Origin of the sequence: Agrobacterium sp. S7/73, from assembly GCF_019355535.1 — a bacterium.
GTDB classification, from domain to species: domain Bacteria; phylum Pseudomonadota; class Alphaproteobacteria; order Rhizobiales; family Rhizobiaceae; genus Agrobacterium; species Agrobacterium tumefaciens.
Genome location: NZ_CP072136.1, coordinates 1,824,110 through 1,846,394, shown reverse-complemented (window position 1 = coordinate 1,846,394; position 22,285 = coordinate 1,824,110). Strand labels below are relative to the sequence as shown.

The 22,285-nt window shown below is 59.2% G+C and carries 18 protein-coding genes and 1 other annotated feature; of the genes, 7 read left to right on the top strand and 11 right to left on the bottom strand.

Features of this window, described 5'->3' with window-relative positions:
- Nucleotides 1-90: 90 nt before the first annotated feature.
- Both purN and purM read right to left on the bottom strand, forming a co-directional pair.
- Complete coding sequence (purN, locus tag J5276_RS09125; RefSeq protein WP_065658060.1) at nucleotides 91-765, bottom strand: phosphoribosylglycinamide formyltransferase; 675 nt, start codon at nucleotides 763-765, stop codon at nucleotides 91-93.
- Nucleotides 762-1,835, bottom strand: a complete 1,074-nt coding sequence (gene purM / locus J5276_RS09120; RefSeq protein ID WP_003512456.1) for a phosphoribosylformylglycinamidine cyclo-ligase — start codon at nucleotides 1,833-1,835, stop codon at nucleotides 762-764. Before purM ends, purN begins: the two co-directional genes overlap by 4 nt.
- 296 nt (nucleotides 1,836-2,131) lie before the next feature.
- On the opposite strand from purM, the gene J5276_RS09115 reads away from it, so the two are divergent.
- From J5276_RS09115 to ppx, 4 genes are all read left to right on the top strand, one after another.
- Entirely contained in the window at nucleotides 2,132-3,271 is a 1,140-nt protein-coding gene (locus J5276_RS09115; protein ID WP_013635868.1) for an AI-2E family transporter, read from the top strand.
- A gap of 2 nt (nucleotides 3,272-3,273) precedes the next feature.
- Complete coding sequence (gene hdaA / locus J5276_RS09110) at nucleotides 3,274-4,002, top strand: DnaA regulatory inactivator HdaA (protein ID WP_003512460.1); 729 nt, start codon at nucleotides 3,274-3,276, stop codon at nucleotides 4,000-4,002.
- Nucleotides 4,003-4,100: 98 nt separating this feature from the next.
- Nucleotides 4,101-6,299, top strand: coding sequence for an RNA degradosome polyphosphate kinase (locus J5276_RS09105; RefSeq protein WP_075807550.1), 2,199 nt, complete (start codon nucleotides 4,101-4,103; stop codon nucleotides 6,297-6,299).
- The gene (ppx, locus tag J5276_RS09100; protein WP_112154961.1) at nucleotides 6,296-7,819 is read left to right on the top strand and encodes an exopolyphosphatase; all 1,524 of its coding nucleotides are present in this window, start codon (nucleotides 6,296-6,298) and stop codon (nucleotides 7,817-7,819) included. Before J5276_RS09105 ends, ppx begins: the two co-directional genes overlap by 4 nt.
- 47 nt (nucleotides 7,820-7,866) lie before the next feature.
- Here the strand turns inward: ppx and J5276_RS09095 are convergent, their stop codons facing one another.
- From J5276_RS09095 to J5276_RS09060, 8 genes are all read right to left on the bottom strand, one after another.
- Nucleotides 7,867-8,499 carry a DapH/DapD/GlmU-related protein gene (locus J5276_RS09095; protein ID WP_112154960.1) on the bottom strand — a complete coding sequence of 211 codons (633 nt, stop codon included), beginning with the start codon at nucleotides 8,497-8,499 and terminating at the stop codon, nucleotides 7,867-7,869.
- A gap of 187 nt (nucleotides 8,500-8,686) precedes the next feature.
- Nucleotides 8,687-9,001: a hypothetical protein gene (locus tag J5276_RS09090; RefSeq protein ID WP_112154959.1), complete on the bottom strand. Its 315-nt coding sequence runs from the start codon at nucleotides 8,999-9,001 to the stop codon at nucleotides 8,687-8,689.
- Between the two features lie 172 nt (nucleotides 9,002-9,173).
- Nucleotides 9,174-9,521, bottom strand: coding sequence for a hypothetical protein (locus tag J5276_RS09085; RefSeq protein ID WP_111795778.1), 348 nt, complete (start codon nucleotides 9,519-9,521; stop codon nucleotides 9,174-9,176).
- Between the two features lie 160 nt (nucleotides 9,522-9,681).
- A complete protein-coding gene (locus J5276_RS09080) occupies nucleotides 9,682-11,037 on the bottom strand; it encodes an esterase-like activity of phytase family protein (RefSeq protein WP_112154958.1) in 1,356 nt (451 codons plus the stop codon).
- Between the two features lie 149 nt (nucleotides 11,038-11,186).
- Complete coding sequence (locus tag J5276_RS09075) at nucleotides 11,187-12,215, bottom strand: adenylate/guanylate cyclase domain-containing protein (RefSeq protein WP_003512469.1); 1,029 nt, start codon at nucleotides 12,213-12,215, stop codon at nucleotides 11,187-11,189.
- Nucleotides 12,216-12,400: 185 nt separating this feature from the next.
- On the bottom strand, nucleotides 12,401-13,015 hold the full coding sequence (locus J5276_RS09070) for a hypothetical protein (protein ID WP_003512470.1): 615 nt from the start codon (nucleotides 13,013-13,015) through the stop codon (nucleotides 12,401-12,403).
- Nucleotides 13,016-13,152: 137 nt separating this feature from the next.
- Nucleotides 13,153-14,313 (bottom strand): ribonuclease D, encoded by a 1,161-nt coding sequence (rnd, locus tag J5276_RS09065; protein WP_003512471.1) that lies wholly within the window; start codon nucleotides 14,311-14,313, stop codon nucleotides 13,153-13,155.
- A gap of 82 nt (nucleotides 14,314-14,395) precedes the next feature.
- Nucleotides 14,396-15,667, bottom strand: a complete 1,272-nt coding sequence (locus J5276_RS09060; protein WP_003512472.1) for an MFS transporter — start codon at nucleotides 15,665-15,667, stop codon at nucleotides 14,396-14,398.
- A gap of 180 nt (nucleotides 15,668-15,847) precedes the next feature.
- Here J5276_RS09060 and aspS point away from each other — a divergent pair, with 180 nt between their 5' ends.
- The 3 genes from aspS (at nucleotide 15,848) to J5276_RS09045 (ending at nucleotide 21,034) form a co-directional block, all read left to right on the top strand.
- The gene (aspS, locus tag J5276_RS09055) at nucleotides 15,848-17,635 is read left to right on the top strand and encodes an aspartate--tRNA ligase (protein ID WP_003512477.1); all 1,788 of its coding nucleotides are present in this window, start codon (nucleotides 15,848-15,850) and stop codon (nucleotides 17,633-17,635) included.
- A gap of 256 nt (nucleotides 17,636-17,891) precedes the next feature.
- Nucleotides 17,892-19,346 (top strand): cell envelope integrity protein CreD, encoded by a 1,455-nt coding sequence (gene creD, locus J5276_RS09050; RefSeq protein WP_162632959.1) that lies wholly within the window; start codon nucleotides 17,892-17,894, stop codon nucleotides 19,344-19,346.
- Nucleotides 19,347-19,422: 76 nt separating this feature from the next.
- Nucleotides 19,423-19,478 (top strand) — a sequence feature (sul1 is cis-regulatory element that is thought to sense ions involved in sulfur or methionine metabolism; They are found in Alphaproteobacteria).
- Nucleotides 19,479-19,552: 74 nt separating this feature from the next.
- Complete coding sequence (locus J5276_RS09045; RefSeq protein ID WP_003512483.1) at nucleotides 19,553-21,034, top strand: SulP family inorganic anion transporter; 1,482 nt, start codon at nucleotides 19,553-19,555, stop codon at nucleotides 21,032-21,034.
- Nucleotides 21,035-21,077: 43 nt separating this feature from the next.
- Here the strand turns inward: J5276_RS09045 and J5276_RS09040 are convergent, their stop codons facing one another.
- A complete protein-coding gene (locus J5276_RS09040; protein ID WP_003512485.1) occupies nucleotides 21,078-22,268 on the bottom strand; it encodes a hypothetical protein in 1,191 nt (396 codons plus the stop codon).
- Nucleotides 22,269-22,285 lie beyond the last annotated feature (17 nt).

The following is a 22,285-nucleotide window of genomic DNA, read 5'->3' as shown; positions in this document are numbered from 1 at the left end:
TTGCGGGCATTAGAGGTGATTATGGTAAATGTTCGGTTTATTTAGAGGAAATACCACTTTAAGTATCGTTGTAATTTAGTGAAATATTTATCAGTAAACAGAAATCAGGCTGGGATACTCGGATTTACTTGCGTCGCCGCTGGAAATGGCTTTTCCACCTTCCATCCGCACCTTGCCTTCCGCAAGCTGCTTCAGGGCAAGTGGATAAAGCTGGTGTTCGACGGTGAGTATCCGCGCCGCCAGCGTCTCGGCCGTGTCGTCGGAAAGAACCGGCACCGCGCCCTGCGCGATCGTCGGGCCTTCGTCCATGCCTTCGGTTACAAAATGTACGGTGCAGCCGGAAATCTTCATGCCGCTGTCGATGGCGCGCTGGTGGGTGTGCAGGCCGGGGAAAAGCGGAAGCAGGGAAGGGTGGATATTGATAATGCGGCCTTCGTAGGGGGCGATGAAATCCCCTGAGATCAGCCGCATGTAACCGGCAAGACAGATGATATCAGGCGCAATCTCGCCAAGTGCGGCCAGAATGGCGCCCTCATGCTCGGCTTTGCTGGCATAGGTCTTGCGCTCGAAAACGAGCGTGGGAATACCGAACGCCTGTGCCTTTTCCAGCCCGCCTGCCGACGCCTTGTCCGAAATTACACAGGCGATCTCGGCCGGAAAATCCGTCTCCTGACAGGCCTTGGCAAGCGACACCATGTTGGAGCCGCTGCCGGAAATGAAAACGACGACACGTGCGCGGCCAGATCGAGAGGCGGCGCTCATCATAGGCTGAGGGCGCCCTTGTAGATCGTGCCGTGCGCACCCTCTTCGCGGGCGACCATGCGGCCGAGCGGGAACACGGTCTCGCCTTCCGCCGTCAGAGCATCGGTGACCTTGGCGGCATTTTCAGCCGAAACGACCACGATCATGCCGACACCGCAGTTAAACGTGCGCAGCATTTCTTTGGCTTCAACGCCACCGGTTTTTGCAAGCCACGAGAACACAGCCGGAACCTCGATCGCGTCGAGGTCGATCTCGGCGGCGAGATGCTTGGGCAGAACGCGCGGAATATTTTCCGGGAAACCGCCGCCGGTAATATGCGCCAGCGCCTTCAGCGCGCCGGTCTCGCGAATTGCCTTCAAAAGCGGCTTTACATAGATGCGCGTCGGCGTCAGCAGCGCTTCGCCAAGCTTCTTGCCATCTGCGAAGGGTGCCGGGGCGTCCCAGTCAAGACCGGAGATCGAAACGATCTTGCGCACCAGCGAAAAACCGTTGGAATGAACGCCGGAGGACGAAAGTCCGAGAATGACGTCGCCTTCGGAAATATCGCCGGCGGGCAGAAGCTGGCCACGTTCGGCAGCACCCACGGCAAAGCCCGCGAGATCATAGTCGCCATCGGAATACATGCCGGGCATTTCAGCGGTTTCACCACCGATCAGCGCACAGCCGGATTCGCGGCAGCCGGCAGCAATGCCGGAGACGATGGCAGCGCCCTGATCCGGGTCGAGCTTGCCGGTCGCGAAATAGTCGAGGAAGAACAGTGGTTCTGCGCCCTGCACGACGAGATCGTTGACGCACATGGCAACGAGATCGATGCCGACGGTGTCATGGAAATTCGCGTCGATGGCGATCTTCAACTTGGTGCCGACGCCGTCATTGGCGGCCACCAGAACCGGATCGTTAAAGCCTGCGGCCTTCAGATCGAACAGGCCGCCGAAGCCGCCGATTTCGCCATCCGCGCCGGGACGCCGCGTCGAGCGCACCGCCGGTTTGATCTTTTCGACCATCAGGTTGCCGGCGTCGATATCCACACCTGCGTCACTATAGGTAAGACCGTTCTTGCCCGACTGGCTCATCGCTCTCGTCTCCGCTGGTTCCTTTGGCGTCGCCATTCGCACGGGACGGGGCCTGATGCAAGGGTTTGAGTGGCAAAAGCTCCGGTTTTTAACGGCTTTGCGACGGTTTGACGTTTTGTGTGCCTCGGGCCTCTCGACGGCGATATGCGCAGCGCAGACTTGAAAACCCGTCGTCGTTGCACAGACCTGGCAACCGCCGTGTCTATCGCTGCCGGACCACCGGCCTTGACCATGTGCATATGCGCATCCTATCTCCATCATGGGCAATGACGGCACGGCGACAAGAGGATGAACGGATGCAACCCCATGTGAGCGGTACGAGCCTGCGCCGGCAGGTTTTTTTCTGGATTGGCGTGCTTGCCGTCTTTATCTTTTTCCTGATGGTCTTCAGCTCCATCCTCCTGCCTTTCGTGGCGGGCATGGCACTTGCCTATTTTCTCGATCCGGTTGCCGACTGGCTGGAGCGCCGAGGCCTGAGCCGGTTGATGGCCACCGTCGTTATCCTCGTCACCTTCGTGCTGATTTTCGCGCTGTCGCTCATTATCATCATTCCGCTGATTGCCGCCCAGGCATCCGAATTCATCACGCGCATCCCGCAATATATCTCGTCCCTGCAGCAGTTGATCGCCGGTGCGGACGCCAATCTGCTGCCTGACTGGGTGAGCAACCAGATCAATGCAGTGAAGGAGAATTTTTCCAAGCTGCTGACCGAAGGCGCGGGCTTCATCGGCACCCTGCTGACGCAGATCTGGAATTCCGGAAAATCGCTGGTCGATGTCATGTCGCTGCTGGTCGTCACACCCGTCGTCGCTTTCTACCTGCTGCTCGACTGGGACCGGATGATAGACAAGGTCGATAGCTGGATACCGCGCGACTACGTGCATACGGTCCGCCAGATCGCCCGCGACATGGACAGGACGATTGCCGGCTTCGTGCGCGGGCAGGGGTCGCTCTGCCTGATCCTCGGCGTTTATTACGCTGTCGGCCTGTCGTTGGTGGGCCTGAATTTCGGCCTGCTGATCGGCCTTTTCTCCGGCCTTATCAGCTTCATTCCCTATATTGGTTCGATGGTCGGCCTCATCCTTGCCGTCGGCGTCGCCATCGTGCAGTTCTGGCCTGATTATATCTATGTATTTCTGACACTTGCCGTGTTCTTTTCCGGCCAGTTCATCGAAGGCAACATCCTGCAGCCGAAGCTCGTCGGCAGCAGCGTCGGCCTGCATCCGGTGTGGCTGATGTTCGCATTGTTCGCCTTCGGTGCGCTTTTCGGTTTCGTCGGCCTTCTGGTCGCCGTGCCGGCGGCGGCAGCTGTTGGCGTGCTTGTCCGTTTTGCATTGTCGCGATATCTTGAAAGCGATCTTTACCATGGGCACGCCGCCAACCTTCCCTGGGAAGAACAGGAAACGTCCTCCGGCAAGGTTGACTCTCAGGGCTAACGATGACTGACCAAATCAAAAACGACAACGCCCGGTCGAAGGCCGAGCAGCTGCCGCTCGCATTCTCGCACCAGTCCGCTTCCGGAAGGGACGATCTTCTCGTGTCCGACTCGCTCAAGGCTGCCGTCAGCCTTGTGGATGAATGGCCGAACTGGCCTTCGCCCGTGGTGGTGCTGGCCGGGCCTCCGGGTTCGGGAAAATCGCATCTCGCCAATATCTGGAAAAATATCAGCAGCGCGCAGGATATCCACCCGCAAGCCGGTGTTGGCGCTGCGCGTCTTGCCGAAACCGGAGCGGTTCTGTTTGAGGATGCCGATCGCCGCGGTTTTGACGACACCGAACTTTTCCATGTCATCAACAGCGTGCGCCAGCACGGCACCACGCTTTTGATGACCAGCCGGCAATGGCCGGCTGCATGGCCGGTGACCTTGCCGGACCTGCGCTCACGCCTGAAAGCCGTGACTGTGGTGGAGACAGGCGAGCCCGACGAGGGTCTTCTGGCACAGGTTCTGGTGAAACTCTTCGCCGACCGGCAGCTTTATATGGATGACAAACTCATAGGCTACATCGTCAACAGAATGGAGCGTTCACTCGATACGGCGCAGACGATTGTGGACCGTATCGACAGGCTGGCGCTCTCGCGTGGAACAAGGATAACCCGTCCCTTGGCGGCGGAAGTCCTTAACGCGATGGGCGAAGGGACAAGGGGCAGCGGGCTGGAGGTCGATTGACTGTCACAGTTCCGTCGTCAAACTGTTATACGGGCAAGAGGGACGATCGCGGGATGCAGCAGGATCACGGGACGGAAAGTCAGGGGATGGTACAGGACATGGACGCTATTGTGCAGGACGACTTCAACAAGGTTCAGCCGATGACCGAGGGCGAGAACCTCTGGGACAGCCCCGCGCGCTTCATCAACCGCGAATTCTCCTGGCTCCAGTTCAATCGCCGTGTTCTGGAAGAAACGCTAAACACGGATCATCCGCTGTTGGAGCGGCTGCGTTTCCTGTCCATCTCCGCCGCCAACCTCGATGAATTCTTCATGGTCCGCGTCGCCGGCCTCGAAGGCCAGGTGCGCCAGAAGATTACGGTCAAGACACCTGACGGCAAGACACCAGCCGAGCAGCTGGAAGATATTCTGAAGGAAATCGACAATCTTCAAATGGAGCAGCAGGCTTCGCTTGCGGTTCTGCAGCAATATCTCGCCAAGGAAGAAATTTTCATCGTGCGGCCTGCCGCACTTTCCGAAGCGGATCGTACCTGGCTGGGCACCGAGTTCGAGGAACGTATTTTCCCGGTGCTGACGCCGCTGTCCATCGACCCTGCGCACCCGTTCCCCTTTATTCCGAACCTCGGTTTCTCGATGGGCCTGCAACTCGACAGCGTCAACGGCCGCGAGCCGATGACAGCGCTGTTGCGTCTTCCGACGGCGCTCGACCGCTTCGTTCGTTTGCCGGATGAGAAAAACGCCATCCGCTACATCACGCTAGAAGATGTGGTCGGCCTGTTCATTCACCGTCTTTATCCGGGCTATACCGTCCGGGGATTCGGCACGTTCCGCATCATCCGTGACAGCGATATCGAGGTGGAGGAAGAGGCGGAAGATCTGGTCCGCTTCTTCGAAAGCGCGCTGAAGCGCCGCCGCCGCGGTTCGGTTATCCGCATTGAGACCGACAGCGAAATGCCGCAGTCGCTCCGCCAGTTCGTGGTGCACGAGCTTGGCGTGCCTGATAATCGCGTTGCCGTTCTGCCCGGCTTGCTCGCGCTAAACACCATCTCGGAAATCGTGCGCGCACCGCGCGACGACCTGAAGTTCGAGCCTTACAACGCCCGTTTCCCCGAGCGCGTGCGTGAACATGCCGGCGATTGCCTTGCCGCCATCCGCGAAAAAGACATGGTGGTTCACCACCCCTATGAAAGCTTCGACGTGGTTGTGCAGTTCCTGTTGCAGGCTGCGCGCGACCCCGAAGTGCTCGCCATCAAGCAGACGCTTTACCGCACCTCCAACGACAGCCCGATCGTTCGCGCGCTGATCGACGCGGCGGAAGCCGGCAAATCCGTTACCGCGCTGGTCGAATTGAAGGCGCGTTTCGACGAAGAGGCGAACATCCGCTGGGCGCGCGATTTGGAGCGGGCCGGCGTGCAGGTGGTGTTCGGCTTCATCGAACTCAAGACGCATGCCAAGATGTCGATGGTGGTGCGCCGCGAGGACGGCAAGCTCAGAACCTATTGCCACCTCGGCACCGGCAACTACCACCCGATCACGGCCAAGATCTATACCGACCTGTCCTTCTTCACCTGCAACCCGAAGATCGCCCACGACATGGCGAATATCTTCAACTTCATCACGGGTTACGGCGAACCGGAAGAGGGCATGAAACTCGCCATTTCGCCCTATACGCTGCGTGCGCGCATTGTGAAGCACATCAACGAAGAGATCGAGCACGCCAAGCGCGGTGCGCCGGCGGCGATCTGGATGAAGATGAACTCGCTGGTCGATCCCGAGATTATCGATACGCTTTACCGCGCCAGTGCGGCTGGCGTGGAGATCGATCTCGTCGTGCGCGGCATTTGCTGCCTGCGCCCACAGGTTGCGGGTCTGTCGGACAATATCCGCGTCAAGTCGATTGTCGGCCGCTTCCTCGAGCACAGCCGAATCTTCTGCTTCGGCAATGGTTTCGGCCTGCCGTCCGACAAGGCGCTGGTCTATATCGGCTCCGCCGACATGATGCCGCGCAACCTTGATCGCCGCGTTGAAACGCTGGTGCCGCTCACCAACCCTACCGTGCACGAGCAGGTTCTTTCACAGATTATGCTGGGCAATCTCATTGACAACCAGCAGAGCTACGAGATACTTGCGGACGGAACGTCGAGGCGCATCGAGGTGCGTAAAGGCGAAGAACCGTTCAACGCGCAGCACTATTTCATGACCAATCCCAGCCTTTCCGGACGTGGTGAAGCCCTGAAATCAAGTGCGCCCAAATTGATTGCCGGGTTGATTTCTTCCCGCAAGAAACAGGCTGAATGACTCGATCAGAAGCACAGGGGCGGCTGACCGGCCTTGCCCCCGTTTCCGTCATAGATATTGGTTCGAACTCCGTTCGTCTCGTCGTATATGAAGGTCTTTCCCGCGCGCCCGCCGTGCTGTTCAACGAAAAGGTCCTTTGCGGTCTCGGCAAGGGACTGGCCCTCACGGGTCGGATGCATGAGGAAGGCGTTAGCCGGGCTTTGATGGCGCTGCGTCGCTTCCATGCGCTTTCCGAACAGGCGCAGGCGCAGCAACTCTACGTACTGGCGACAGCGGCAGCGCGCGAAGCGGAAAACGGCCCGGATTTCATCCGTGAAGCCGAAGCCATACTTGGTTGCGAGATCGAGGTGCTGTCCGGCGAAAAGGAAGCGCTTTATTCCGCCTATGGCGTGATCAGCGGTTTCCACGACCCGGATGGCATTGCAGGCGACCTGGGCGGCGGTTCGCTGGAACTCATCGACATCAAGGGCAAGAACTGCGGCGAGGGCATCACCCTGCCGCTCGGCGGCCTTCGGTTGTCGGAGCAATCGGATGGCTCGCTGGAGAAGGCGACGACAATTGCCCGCAAGCACGTCAAATCCTTCGCAAAGCTGCTGGCGGCCGGCGAGGGGCGTACCTTTTATGCCGTAGGCGGCACGTGGCGAAACATCGCCAAGCTGCACATGGAGATCACGGGTTATCCGCTGCACATGATGCAGGGATATGAATTGCCGCTGGCGGAAATGCTGAATTTTCTGGAAGAAGTCATCGTCTCCAGGGACAGCAAGGACCCGGCCTGGCAGGCGGTCTCCAAGAACCGCCGTTCACTTCTGCCGTTCGGCGCCATCGCCATGCGTGAAGTTCTAAAGGCGATGAAGCCGGCAACGATCGCCTTCTCGGCGCAGGGCGTGCGCGAAGGTTATCTTTACTCGCTACTGACGGAAGCGGAGCGGGATGCCGACCCGCTGCTGGTCACGGCCGACGAGCTTGCCATTCTGCGTGCCCGTTCGCCCGAACATGCGCGCGAACTGGCCGACTGGAGCGGCCGCACCTTTCCGGTCTTCGGCATCGAGGAGACGGAAGAGGAAAGCCGTTACCGGCAGGCGGCCTGCCTTCTGGCAGATATCAGCTGGCGTGCACATCCGGACTATCGCGGCCTCCAAGCGCTCAACATCATCGCCCACTCCTCCTTCGTGGCGATCACCCATCCGGGCCGCGCCTATATTGCGCTTGCCAATTATTACCGCTTCGAAGGGTTGAACGACAACGGCACCACACAGCCGCTCGCCGCCATGGCGGGTGACCGCCTGCTGGAACTAGGCAAGTTGCTCGGCGGCCTGCTGCGCGTCGTTTACCTCTTCTCAGCCTCCATGCCCGGTGTCGTCGATCACCTGAAATTCCGCAAATCCACCAATCCGGATCTGGATCTGGAATTCGTCGTACCACACGCCTATTGCGATTTTGCCGGCGAGCGTCTGGACGGACGCCTGCAGCAACTGGCGAAACTGACGGGCAAGCGGTTGGCGTTTGTGTTCGAGTAACGGGCAGACGCCGGCCATTTGGCACCGCAGGCAGTTGTGGGGCTATACTAGGACCAGCGCTGACAAACGGAGTCGATATCGCTTGATTGAAAGTCGGCTAGCCGCGCCATGATCGTCTCGAAGGGCCAGTCCCACCACGCGATTTTGGCAAGCTTCCCCGCCACGGTTTGCGAAAACCGCTCGCGAATGATCTTCGCGGGAACACCGCCGACGATGGTGTAGGGCGGCACGTCCTTGGTGACGACCGCGCCTGCTGCAAGCACGGCGCCGTCTCCAACCTTCACGCCCGGCAGCACGATGGCCCCGTGACCGATCCAGACATCGTGACCGATGACGGCGCGATCCTCCTTGCGGCGATCGAAAAAAGCGTCGTCGCGCACCGCCTCTGTAGCGTAATATTCCGGGCAGTAGCTGAAACGGTGCATGGACGGTCGGTCCATTGGATGGTTCGGTGCGCCAATCCTGACGTCCGCGGCAATAGCGCAGAATTTCCCGATTGTCGCATCACCGACAATACAACGGGGTCCGAGGTAGGAGTAATTCCCGAGTTCGACGTTGTGCAGAGAGGTATCGGCCAAAATTTCGCAGCAGCTACCTATGTTCGAGTCCCTTATGCTTGCCGTCGAATGGATAACTGTCTCTGCGAGCTTGGGGCGATTGAGTTGTGTGGTTGAGTGCATGCCTGTCTCCGGATTTCGGCCTGCGTAACCGGGGACTATGAAGGGCATATGACGTGAAATTGCGAAGGCAAGCCGATTAGGCCAGATATCCCTTTGAAATGCAGATCGTGTGCGCGCTTTGCGTGGAACGAAATCTGGCTTCACACAGCGCCGTCAGCCGCCGGAACCATCCGCAGTCGCAGCTTTTTTACTTCCAGTAATGGTCGGATATGTTTTGGGCATTCTGAATGATGTGACGCGCGACTTCGGGGTCTCCGCCCTCGAATGTGTCCGGGTCGGCCCCGCATAACAGCAGGAAAAGCTGCTGGTGAGCGACGGCGGCGAAATAGTCATGTGGCGGGGGCTGTATTTCCGAGCCAACGGCCTGGAGTTCCTCGGCGGCCTGTTTGCTGGCGCGCTCAAGCGCTGCGTGAATGGTGGCCATCATCGCCGCTTCCGTCCGTTCCAATATATCCTGAACTTGCTGCTCAGCCGGTGTCAGAACCGGGCAACTCTCACTCATCGAACGTCTCTCCTATCGGTGCGCCATTTAGCTCACCGATACTATCGCATGGATTGTGTCGGCTTTGCGGGAAAGACTAGATCGCAGTGTTGAAACTACACTCAATAGCTGATCGCCATGCCGGATTCGGTGGGGCAAAACCACAATCGACTGGCGCGCATGGGCAAACGGGTCAGCAGTGCCTCAGCGCCTTCCGGATACAGGCGCTGAGATAGGCATATTGCAGGGGCGTGGCCCTTGCCATCGCTTCCGTGCGGGTGGCGGGCCTGTCCTCGTAACCGACCGGAATATCGAACTGGGTGAAGGTGAAATCCCAGCGGGTGCCGTTGACGATATTGTAGAAATGGTCGGCGCCGCTAACGACGGTTTTGGCGAGGTCGCCACCGAAAATATCCTGCACCACAAGAGCTGTAACGCCGCCTTGCCCCCTGGCTGGGTTTTCTCTCGACCACAGGCTGCTGGTTTCGAGTGACCAGCTTTTCCTCAGGGCGTAATACAGTCGTTCGGCATTGTCCTGCATGACGGGTCTTTCCTGTTTCGGAACCGGGTTCCGGGTCAGGTTGGGTCGGTACAGTAACGGAGCGCCGCGCTTCCTTTTTCAGGCCGCAGGAACGCTCCGTTCAGTTGGAGATTGCGCCGATGCGCTGACGGTGCCGGAACGTATTCCGGCACCGTTTTCCTTACTTCGCGTCGAGAAGGTCCTTGACTTCCAGCAGGACGAACTCGTTGTCGTCAGCCTTGTCCAGCGCACGACCGGCCGAGAAGGGCAGGTTGTTGTCGTTGCCGACGATGATATGGGTGGCGTCGACACGGTCGACATTCTCGATGGTCACGAACGGCATGTCGTAGAAACCGTTGCCGCCGCCCTGACGCTTCCTGTTATCAGGATCGGAGATCTTCAGCAGATCGATATAGCCGATCTTGCGCGCCGCCTTGCCAGCATTGGCGTCGTTGAATTCGATCTTGTAGATGCGCTTGACCTTGGAAGGTACGGCAAAGCAGTTTACGTCCGGCTTTTTCGGGTCGGCGCAGGCCTTGTCGGTGGTGCCGGCGCCATTGTCACGCTCGATGACCAGCGCGGTGCTCTCGTCCAGCATGTTGAAATCGCCGATGGCTTCACCACCTTGCGCCAGCGGGTAGAGCCAGGTGCGGCCTGTCCATTCCTTCTTGGCGGTATCGAGCTCGATGATGCGAAGGGCGGTTGAGCCGTCTTCGGTCTTTTCGACCTGACCTTCGGCGGTGTAGAGCGGGCCTTCGAGAAGGCCGTAGAGCTTCGAGCCGTCCTTGGAGAGCGCCATGCCTTCATAACCACCTGATCGTTTCAGGTTGAAAGCGGGCATTTTCTGCGTGGGGTTGCCGGGCAGTGCCAGGGTCGGATGATCCGGGGACTTCACCTCGATATCGCCGGCCTTGGTGGCGATGACGTCGGTCAGCTTGCCGTCGCGGGTGAATTTCAGGATGTAGGGACCGAACTCTTCGCCCACCCAGAAGCCGTCGGCAACGGGCTGAATGGATTCGACGTCGAAGTCGGCGCCCGTCAGGTAACGTTTGGTCGAACCTTCCATGACGATGGGGAAGGGAGCTTTCTTGTCCGGGTCGGAAAGGAACACCGTCTCCAGCGCGTTGACCTTGCCGGCATCCCAGTCGAATTTGATGTGGTGGAGCATCAGCATGCCATCGCTGGAGTTGAGCTTCGAGCCGAAACCATTGTCGGAAAGGCTCCAGAAGCTGCCGTCTGCCATGGCCTTGATGCCGGAAAAGCCCTGCATGGCCTGGCCGTTGAACGGCATGGAGAGGCCGGTCGGGCGAACGCCATCCTTGCCGGGCACGGTGCCGAGACCCTCGGCGCGCTTGCGGTCGGCCGTCGTGAACTTGGCGGATGTCTTGAGGTATTCCGGCGCATCGGCAGGTGCTGCGATGATGGTGTTGGCGGGCAGAATGGCGTGCGAGACCAGCTTTGCCGGAAACTCCTGCTCTGCATGGGATGCGGTTGCGAGCGCAAGAACGGCGAAAGGTGCGAAAAGAATATGCTTCATGGTGGAGACCCCTCAATGCCTGTTGAAGACAGGACTGAGGCGATAGGGGTGCCACATGACAGGCAGGTGATTGCAGTTTGAAGCTTTGATGAATTTTGATGGCGGGCGGCCTCGGAAAACGAAGCTACCCGTTTGTTTTCAGGGGTTTTTCAGGCGGCTGGGGCCTGATATTGGCTGAGCGTACACACGCCGAGCGTCTGGCCGCGTCCCTTGACAGCATGTTCGCCGAGATATTCGCTGCGAACACCTTTGGGTAGCACCAGCTGATGGGCGAGATCGGCCGAAATCAGCACGGGATGGCCGAGCATCTTGCTCAGTGATTCGAGCCGCGAAGTGGTGTTCACCGTGTCGCCAAAATAGGTGATCTTGTGGTGATCGACGCCGATTTCGGCTGTTATGACCGGCCCGCCATGAATCGCAAAGCGAAGGCGCGGCACTTCACCGAAACGGGCGAGCCACATGTCGCGCTTGTCCTCGATGGTCGCCTGGATATCGAAAACACAGCGCACGCAGGCTGCCCGCCTTATCGCCATGTGATAGGGCCAGGTGATGATGGCCGCGTCGCCGATGTAGTCGTCAATGACGCCGCCATGTCTTCTGACGGGGGCTGCGTAGCTCGCGAAGATTTCGCCCAGAAACTCCTGCGCCTTCAGGTCGCCATGGGTTTCGGCAAACGAAGTGGAGCCGACGAGGTCGATGAAGATGAAGACGCGGTCTTCGCTGACTGGACGGCGATAGCGCCCGAGAATGAGATCGATGAAGATGTCACGGCCCAGCAGTTCGCGCACGCGCATGATGAAAACGATGATGCCGCAGACGATGAGGGTGAAGATCAGTGTCTGCACCTCGGCATGCACCGCCCGTTTCCAGGTGCCGGGAAATATGCCGCTAACCCACAGAATGGTACCGCCAAGCCCGAAGCCACAGAAGACGAGGACGGCATAGATGATGAGGCCCACGGCAATATAGGCCGGTGTCGGCAATGCGCTAACCTGCCGCGACAGACCGGGCAGCACGTAACCACGCTCGAAGGCGAGGATGGGCGCACAGGCGAACAGCGCATAGGTGGCGCCAATGAGCGCGCCGCCGCCATATTCCAGAAACGCGTAGGCCACGCCGCTGCCGGCCACGGCAACGAAGAGCACCACGTAATCCAGAATGGGCAGCAATTTTCTCATGTCGGTTCTTGATCTCGGGGAAGGGAAGCGTCGTGCCCCCGTCAGGCGAAGCTTCTGTTCAGGTCATATGCGACATTAATGTGGAAAATGCGCTGCAAAAAGTGACCATTCGGTAAGGTCACATGAAGGATTGGAAAGGCTGTTGCCCCGTTGCCGCAAAAGGGCTGTGCACCCGGGTCTACTACTTAATAGGATGTTCTGTAATAGACCGTTTCAAGCGGGGATTGCGGACGGTCGTCCGGCGAGCGGTTCGACCATGTGACGGGGAAGGCGGCAAAACGCAGCCGGTTGCCGTCTATCCATGCGCGGTCGAACAGGGTTTCTCCCTTGCTGGCAAAGGTGATGGCCGCGCAGGTCCGGCCATCGACATCGAAGGGAATATTCTCTTTCCAGCCAGTCAACCCGCAGCCGGTACCCTTCGGGTCGCCATTATAATGCTCGACAACCGCGGGGTCGTTGGGTGTCATGGCGATTGAGGTGACGGTATGGGCAAAGAGCATGCTGTCGTTGTCCTTCAGGCCACCATCTAGCGTGCCTTCGTAACGCACCTGCACCGTGGGCTGCTGGCAGCTGCTGCGGGCGTAAATCTGTGAGACAGCATGCATGCGGCCACCGCGTATGGTGATGCGCGTGACGATGCCGTGACGGTCGTTCTTGCCGATCTTAAGGCAATCGGTCGTCCATTCGCCCTGAAGATCGACCTTGCCGTCATCGGCGCGCGCTGACGTGGATGAAAGAGTAGGGAAAATGCCTGCGGCCGCGATAGATGCGGCCAACAGCAGAGCACGGGCAGGTTTCATGGAAATACCCTCAAAGCGAGACCATCTGCAAAGAGATGGACCGCGATGCGGGCAAAATTTGGGTTGGCGCAGGTCCAGTAAAAGCAGAGACGCTTTTGCGTCCGGACAATGCGCAAAACTGCGAGAGACGCGGGCGATCAGGCCTCGCTCACCGCCACATCAACCGCCTCGACCTTCTTGCCGGCGAAACGCAATGCCACTTCGCCATTGATGAGCTTCAGCGCCACATCGCCAAACAGTTCGCGCCGCCAGCCGGTCAGCGCTGCCACGGTGGCAGCCTCGCCCTCGGAAGCGATCTTGTCCAGATCTTCGCTGTTGGCGATGACCTTTGCTGCGACGCCGTGCTTGTCTGCCGTTAGCTTCAGGAGAACTTTCAACAGCTCCACAGCAGCGCCGGAGCCTTCCGGTGCGTGGCTGTGACGTGGCGCCTTCGGCATTTCCTCTTTCGGAAGTGCCAGCGCCGCATTCACGGTCTCGATGATGGCCGTGCCGGAGGAGGAGCGTTCCCAGCCCTTCGGGATGGTGCGAAGCCGCGACAGCGCCTCGGTGTCCTTCGGCTGCTGTTGGGCAATTTCGAAGATCGCATCGTCTTTCAGCACGCGTGAGCGCGGCACGTTGCGCGACCGCGCCTCACGTTCACGCCATGCTGCTACAAATTTGAGGATGGCGAGTTCAGTCGGCTTGCGCAGGCGCGATTTCAACCGCAGCCAGGCATCGTCGGGATGCATGTCATAGGTTTCGCGCGATTCCAGAATGTCCATCTCTTCGGTCAGCCAAAGCGAGCGGCCTTCACGCTCCAGCTGCGCCTTGAGCGCCAGATAGACATCGCGCAGATGGGTGACGTCGGCCAGCGCATAATCCAGCTGCTTTTCCGTCAGCGGGCGGCGGCTCCAGTCCGTGAAACGTGAGGATTTGTCGATCTGCACATTCTTGATCCTCTGGACCAGCTGGTCGTAAGAGATCGAATCGCCGAAACCGCACACCATGGCCGCGACCTGCGTATCGAAGATCGGGTGCGGAATAAGCCCGCCAAGATGATAGATGATTTCGATATCCTGACGCGCCGCATGGAAAACCTTCACGACATCGGGATTGGCCATGAGTTCGAACAGCGGCGTAAGGTCGAGACCCTTGGCGAGCGGGTCGACCAGTACCTCAAGGGTAGGGCTCGCCATCTGCACGAGACAAAGCTCGGGCCAGAAGGTCGTTTCACGCAGAAACTCGGTGTCGATGGTAATGAATTCCGATTTCGCCAGTTCCGTGCAGGCTTCGGCGAGGGCGGCAGTCGTTTCAATCATTGCAAATGGCCACTCGTGAAAATTATCCGTCTTACTTTCCCTTTGCCGGGCGCATGTCAATACAAAGCCCACTTTTGAAGGCTCAAGGATCGTTTTTCTCAGGTGGTTTTGGCGTCGGCCCGTCGTTTTTGGGTGGTGCAGGGGCGGCCAGCTTCTGAAAATAGGCCGAGGTGCGCAAAAGCGGGCGGAACCGCCAGTTCCGCTCCTCAACGGGTACTCCCTCGCGCACCCGTAGCCGGTATATGGTGTAGGCGATGAAAACGATCTGGATCGCGGCCGTGTAGCTGAACAGCGCTTTGGGACCGAACTGGTCGATCAGGACGGAGGCGAGCAGCGGGCCGACGGTTGCACCCACCGACCAGAAGAACAGCAGCCCGGCAGACACCATCGCATGTTCGCCCTCTTTGGCATGGTCGTTGCCATGGGCGGAACTCAGTGAATAGAGCGGCAGGGCAAAGGCGCCGAACACGAAGACGCCGATGATGTTGCTCCATTCGTCCGAGCCGGCGAACAGGGCGAGAAACAGACCGACAATCACGGAGCACGCCGTGGTAGCGAGAATGATGATGCGGCGGTCGTAACGGTCGGAATAGACGCCGAGCGGATATTGCAAGACCACGCCGCCGATGATGCCCGCACTCATGAAGGTGGCGATGGCGGTGACGGAAAGGCCGATCTGTTCGGCATAGATTGGCCCGATGTTGCGAAACGCCGCCATGCTGAGGCCGACAGCCACGCAGCCGACGACGGCAAGCGGTGAGATGCGCCACACCGCGAAAAGATTGAACGGGATCTGTTTCGGCGGCGCGGGGTTGGATTTGTCGGCAATCGAGATCGGCACCAGCGACAGCGTGAGCGCCATGGCGATCAGCGAAAACACCACGGGCCCGTCAATGCCGGCGACGGGAATGATATATTGGGCGAGCGTTACGGAACCGAGATCGACGAAACGATAGATGGACAGCGTGCGCGCACGGTTGGAATTCGTCACCTGCGCATTGATCCAGCTTTCGATCGCGGCGAAAAGACAGGCGACCGCAATACCGATGACGAAGCGCATCAACATCCAGAACAAGGGATGAAGGACAAGCGGCATGGCGATCGAGGCGGCCGATGCGACCGCCGCCATGGTGGCGAAGGTGCGGATATGGCCAATCTTGCGCAGAAGGCGCGTCACCGAAATGCAGCCGAGCGCGAATCCGATGCTGTAGGCGGCGCTGATGAGGCCGATGGTGCTGGCCGAAAACCCTTCGGACAGGCCCCGCAGCGCGATATAGGTTCCCTGCAGACCGTTGCCGCCAATCAGAATGCCGGCGGTGACGAGAAGCGGGATAAGAGGTCTGATCTGGCTCATTGCGGGCCGACTCGGTTTGGCGGGCTGAATAAGCACTATCTAAAGCGAAGGTGCGCGAAAGGACAGGCTGAACGCGACATTGTTGTGCTTTGCCTTGACAAATCGGGCTGGTCATGCGCTTTTCCGGCAAATTTCGACAGTGCCGCCCATCTGGCCCACGACACGCTCCAGGATATTAAAATGCATCGTTACCGCAGCCACACCTGTGCCGCTCTCCGCAAGTCCGACGTCGGCGAAACCGTTCGCCTTTCCGGTTGGGTTCATCGCGTGCGAGATCATGGCGGCGTTCTCTTTATCGACCTTCGCGACCACTACGGCATTACTCAGGTCGTGGCCGACCCCGATAGCCCGGCCTTCAAGGTTGCCGAGACGGTGCGCGGTGAATGGGTGATCCGCATTGACGGTCTCGTCAAGGCGCGGTCCGAAGACACCATCAACAAGGGCATGGCCACTGGCGAGATCGAGCTTTATGCGCAGGAGATCGAGGTTCTGGGCGTTGCTAAGGAACTGCCGCTGCCCGTCTTCGGTGAGCCTGAATATCCCGAAGATGTTCGCCTGAAGTATCGCTTCCTCGACCTGCGCCGCGAAACCCTGCACAAGAACATCGTCAAGCGCACGCAGATCATCTCCTCCATGCGCAAGGGTATGGGCGATCTGGGCTTTGCCGAATATACGACGCCGATCCTCACCGCATCCTCGCCGGAAGGCGCGCGCGACTTCCTCGTTCCCTCGCGCATCCACGAAGGCCAGTTCTTCGCGCTGCCGCAGGCCCCGCAGCAGTACAAGCAGCTTCTGATGGTGGCCGGTTTCGACCGCTACTTCCAGATCGCTCCATGCTTCCGCGATGAAGACCCGCGTGCAGACCGTCTGCCGGGCGAATTCTACCAGCTCGACGTCGAAATGAGCTTCGTGACCCAGGAAGACGTCTGGACCACGATGGAGCCGATGATGACGGCCGTTTTCGAACAGTTTGCCGAAGGCAAGCCGGTGACGAAAGAATGGCCGCGCATTCCCTATGACGAATCGATCCGTAAATACGGCTCCGACAAGCCGGACCTGCGCAACCCGATTGTCATGGAAGCCGTGACCGAACATTTCGATGGCTCGGGCTTCAAGGTTTTCGCCAACATGATCGCCTCCAACCCCAAGGTGCAGGTCTGGGCTATCCCGGCCAAGACCGGTGGTTCGCGTGCATTCTGCGATCGCATGAACGCCTGGGCGCAGAGCCAGGGCCAGCCGGGCCTCGGCTACATCTTCTGGAAGGAAGAAGAAGGCAAGGTTGCCGGCTCCGGTCCGCTTGCCAAGAACATCGGCGAGGAACGCACTGAGGCGCTGCGCCAGCAGCTCGGCCTTGAGGCGGGCGACGCCTGCTTCTTCGTCGCGGGCGATCCCGCCAAGTTCTACAAGTTTGCCGGCGAGGCGCGCACCCGTGCCGCCGACGAGCTGAACCTGATTGACCGCGACCGTTTCGAAATGTGCTGGATCGTCGATTTCCCCTTCTTCGAATACAACGACGAAGAAAAGAAGATCGATTTCGCCCACAACCCCTTCTCGATGCCGCAGGGTGGCATGGAAGCGCTGGAAGGACAGGATCCGCTCTCCATCAAGGCTTTCCAGTATGACGCGGTCTGCAACGGCTTCGAAATCGCCTCCGGCTCTATCCGTAACCAGTCGCCCGAGCTGATGGTCAAGGCTTTTGAAAAGGTCGGCCTGTCGCAGAGCGACGTGGAAGAGCGCTTCGGCGGTCTCTACCGCGCCTTCCAGTACGGTGCGCCTCCGCACGGCGGTTGCGCCTTCGGTATCGACCGTGTGGTCATGCTTCTGGTTGGTGCGAAGAACCTGCGCGAAATCACGCTGTTCCCGATGAACCAGCAGGCGCAGGACCTGCTGATGAACGCGCCGTCGCCGGCAACGCCGACCCAGCTTCGCGAGCTGGCGCTGCGCGTGGTTCCGTCCAAGAAGGACTGATCTCAACCGCCACGGGTTTTGAACAAAAGGGCTGGCGGCGACGCCGGCCCTTTCTGTTTCTGCAACGAACGTGGGAAAGTCACAATTTTACCGCGAGTTTAACGGAATTCCGAACGTAATCAGCCGGAATCCGATCCCAGTATAGTTTTGCGCTCATTTTGGGGACGCAAAGACCATCGGGGATTTTAAACTTGGGACAGCGCCGGCCGAACTTCGCTTGGGGTTGCGGCGCGATCATATTTATAAGGATTTCAGAATGGCACATGAATCGGAAAAAGATCTCGCCCCGGCCGGTGGGCAGATGCCGCCAGCCCCGCCTCGCAACGGCTTCGCCGTCAGCCTGCGCTCACCGGGCGCCAAGTTTCTGATGATCGGTTTCATATCGATGGTTCTGCTCGTACCGCTGCTTCTCGTCTGGGCGCTGACGGAAGAGCGCGCCTCGCGGGCCGAGGATGTTTCGGGCCGTATCGCCAGCGGCTGGGGTGGCGATCAGGTGGTGAACGGCCCTTATCTCGCCGTGCCTTTCGACGTGGAAAGACGCCGCGAGGTGAACGGCCAGAGCATCGTCGATCGCACGACCGAATGGGCGCTGGTCATGCCGGAAACGCTTGATGTCACGGCCGATCTGAAGACCGAGGAGAAGCGGCTGTCGATCTACAGCCTGCCGGTCTATAATGGCGACCTTGTCCTCAAAGGCCGGTTCGGTGCCGGCATCCTTCAGGATATCGCCCGCTTCTCCGGCACGCCCCGCCTCGACAGCGCCATTCTCGTTCTCAGCATACAGGATATGACCGGCATTCGCTCGAGCGCCGGTGTCAGGATCGATGGCGGTTCCGTATTGCCGTTCGATCCCGGCATGCGTGATATCTCTGTCATAGCGCCCCGCACGGGTGCGCAGGACATGTCCATCAGGTCCGATGCCGGCGTGCACAGATCGATCGAAAGAGGCCTTGTCGAGAAAGGCTTCGATTTCGATATAGCCTTCTCCCTGAATGGTTCCGGCAGCTTTGCCGTCGCGCCCGCCGGCCAGACCACCAGTTTGGCGGCCAAGGCCAACTGGCCGCATCCCGGCTTTGAAGGCCTGTTCCTGCCGGAGGAAAAGACCGTCACAGCCTCGGATTTCACGGCCAACTGGACAATCCCCTATCTCGCAAGGGGCATAGACCGCGTGGTCGAGAGTTCGCGCCTGCCGCTGACCGACAGCCTGATGAGGATCAACCTCGTCGAGCCCGTGAAATTCTACCAGATCATCGCCCGGACACTCAAATATTCGATAGGCTTCATCTCTCTGGTGTTCCTGGCCGTCTTCATCGTCGAACTGAGGGGCGGCAGCAGCGTGCACTGGATCCAGTACGTGCTGACGGGGCTGGCGCTGATCGTTTTCTACGTGCTGCTGCTCGCACTTGCGGAACATACGGGCTTCACCATCGCCTATGCTGCGGCGTCACTTCTGACAGCGCTCCTGATCTCTTCCTATCTCGGAAGCGCAACCCGTAGCCGCAAGAACGGGGTAGCCCTGTTCACGGTTCTGGCGGTGGCTTATGGGGTCATGTATCTGGTTCTGAATGAGGATGAATATGCGCTGCTGGCCGGCGCGTTGATATCTTTCATCGCCATTGCTGCCACCATGTTCGCAACCCGCAGGGTCGACTGGTCGGGAACCGGCCCAACCCAGCACAACACCAATATTGGTCGCAGCGAAGCCTCGTAAGGCGCATCGCCAGTATCGAAAGGCGGGCAGACAACTTGCTGCCCGCTTTTTTGCCGTCTATAGGTGGAGCATTCACCACGGACCCGGTGAAATTCCGGGTGGCTCTTCTGGCCGCCGATCCGCCAGACAACGCAAAGCACCGACATTCTTTTTCAATCTACCGGACACGTTTCCGGCCGGTGCGTCATACTTTGCGAAAAAATCAAATGAACAGATTTCAGACTTACAGACGTGAGTGGTTTTCCAATATTCGCGGCGATGTGCTTTCCGGCATTGTCGTCGCACTCGCGCTCATTCCCGAAGCAATCGGCTTTTCCGTCATCGCCGGCGTCGATCCGAAGGTGGGGTTGTTCGCTTCTTTCGCCATTGCCTGCGTCTGCGCCTTCACCGGTGGCCGTCCGGGCATGATTTCCGCGGCAACCGCCGCCACAGCCGTCCTGATGGTGACGCTGGTGAAGGAACACGGCCTGCAATATCTCTTTGCGGCGACCATCCTCATGGGTGTGCTGCAGATTGCTGCGGGCTTTGCAAGGCTCGGGCGGGTGATGCGCTTCGTCTCTCGCTCAGTCATGACCGGCTTCGTTAATGCACTGGCGATCCTGATCTTCATGGCGCAATTGCCCGAGCTGATAGGCGTGCCTGTCGCAACCTACGTCATGATCGCGGCTGGTCTTGCGATCATCTATCTCTTCCCGCTGGTCACGAAAATCATCCCGTCGCCGCTGGTCGCCATCGTCGTTTTGACCTGCGTGGCGGTGTTTTTTGGCATGGATATCCGAACCGTCGGCAATCTCGGCGAGCTGCCCTCGACGCTGCCGGTCTTCGCCCTGCCACAGGTGCCGCTGACTTTCGAAACGCTGCAGATCATCTTTCCCTATTCCGCAGCGCTGGCTGCCGTCGGTCTCCTGGAATCCCTGCTGACGGCACAGATCGTTGACGACATGACGGACACTGGCAGCAACAAGAGCCGGGAATGCATCGGGCAGGGGACAGGCAACATCGCTTCCGCGCTGATCGGCGGCATGGGCGGCTGCGCCATGATCGGCCAGTCGGTCATCAACGTCAGATCCGGCGGCAGGGGCAGGCTCTCCACTTTTGTGGCGGGCGCCTTCCTGCTGTTCCTCATTCTGGTGCTGGATGATCTTGTCCGCATCATTCCAATGGCCGCTCTTGTGGCTGTCATGATCATGGTTTCGATCGGCACCTTCTCGTGGCGTTCGATTCTCGATCTCAGCCGCAATCCACCGTCTTCCAGCATCGTCATGCTGGTAACGGTCGGGACCGTGCTGGCGACCCATGATCTCGCAAAAGGCGTGCTCGCAGGCGTGCTTCTCTCCGGCGTGTTTTTCGCGGGGAAGGTTTCAAAACTCTTCCACGTTCGTCCAGAGCTTGTCGCGGATGGTCGGCACCGCATCTACCGCGTCGATGGGCAGATTTTCTTCGCCTCGACGGAAAGCTTCATTGCCGCCTTCGATTTTGCCGAAGACGTGGAAACGGTCACCATCGACGTCACACAGGCGCATCTGTGGGACATTTCGGCTGTCGGTGCGCTGGACAAGGTCGTGCTGAAATTCCGCAAGACCGGCAAGACGGTCGAGGTGATCGGCGTCAACGAAGCGAGCGCCCATATGATCGACCGTTTCGCCCTGCACGACAAGCAGGATGGAGCGACAGCCCCACTCCACTGACCAGAAGTAAAAAGCCCCGGCGTAACCGGGGCTTTTTGTTGTGCTATTCGTTTGCCGTCACCGTGACGCCGAGCATTGTCGGCAGGGTGTTCGGCGCGCCCATTGCGGCGCCCATGATCATCGGGAAGGGAACCGGCTTTTCCGGTTCGGCCGAGATGGAGAAGCTCTTCGGATTATCGATATAGGCGTTGATCGCAGCCGACACCATGTTCTGCAATTCCGGAACGTTGAGCGAAGCCATCATGATGGGCGCCATGCCCTTGATGGTCTGGGAAAGCTGATCGCTGGTCATACCCTGCTGGCTTGCAGCGTAGTCGATGGCGCGCTTGGTGATGCTGGCATCTTCGAAGCTGATTTCGGCATTAACGAAGGAAAGCTGCTGCATCAGGCCGAGCATGGCAAGGCCCGCTGCCTGTTCCGCCTGTTCCTTGTTCGGATTTGCAGCCTGCGCCTTCACCGTCTCCTGCATCGATTTGATGAAGGCGAGTGTGTAACCGGAGAAACCGAACGACATGTTGAGACGGCCGACCTTGTCGAGGTCGATGGCATATTCCTCGACGTCTACGGTGCCGGAGGCAACTTCCCAGCTTCCGCTCATGGTCATGTTGCCGGAAAGGGCCTGCAGATTGAGCTTTTCAATTGCGTCCTTCGTGGCCGGATCGTTGACTTCGCTGAGATCGGCTTTGAAGCCGGATGCGTCGAGATCGAAGCCGATCGAGGCCTTGTCGTCGCTGACAGACATCGTTGCGCTGCTTTCCTCGAGCGAGAAAGCCTGCTTGCCGTCGATGGAGACGGAAATCGGACCGCTATGCGCCTCGTCGTAGAACATCAGCGCATCGATCGTGCCCGTCGTCGCATCTGCAGGGATGGTGAGACCTGACATGTAGATGTCGTTAGCCTTGATCTCCACGTTTTCCTGCTTGTAATCGACATTGTCGAAGCGCGCGTTCTTGATCTTGTAGCCGCCGTTGTTTTCCTCGACGCCTTCAAGGGTGACGTTGCCGACCGGAATTTTTTTGGCCGGATCGGCAGCCGCATTGAAGGTCACGCCGTTCAGCGTCACCGTGTCGCCGTTGACGGCGACGGATCCGGCGGCGATTTCACCGCCCTGCGCGGCGTAGGCGGCATTGATCTTTTTCAGAACGTCGTTGCCATCCAGTGCGAATGCCGGTGCGGAAAGCGCGAGAAGCGCGGCACTTGCGAAAAGAATCTGCCGGGTGGATTTCAGTCTCATAGTGTTTCTTCCCTCAA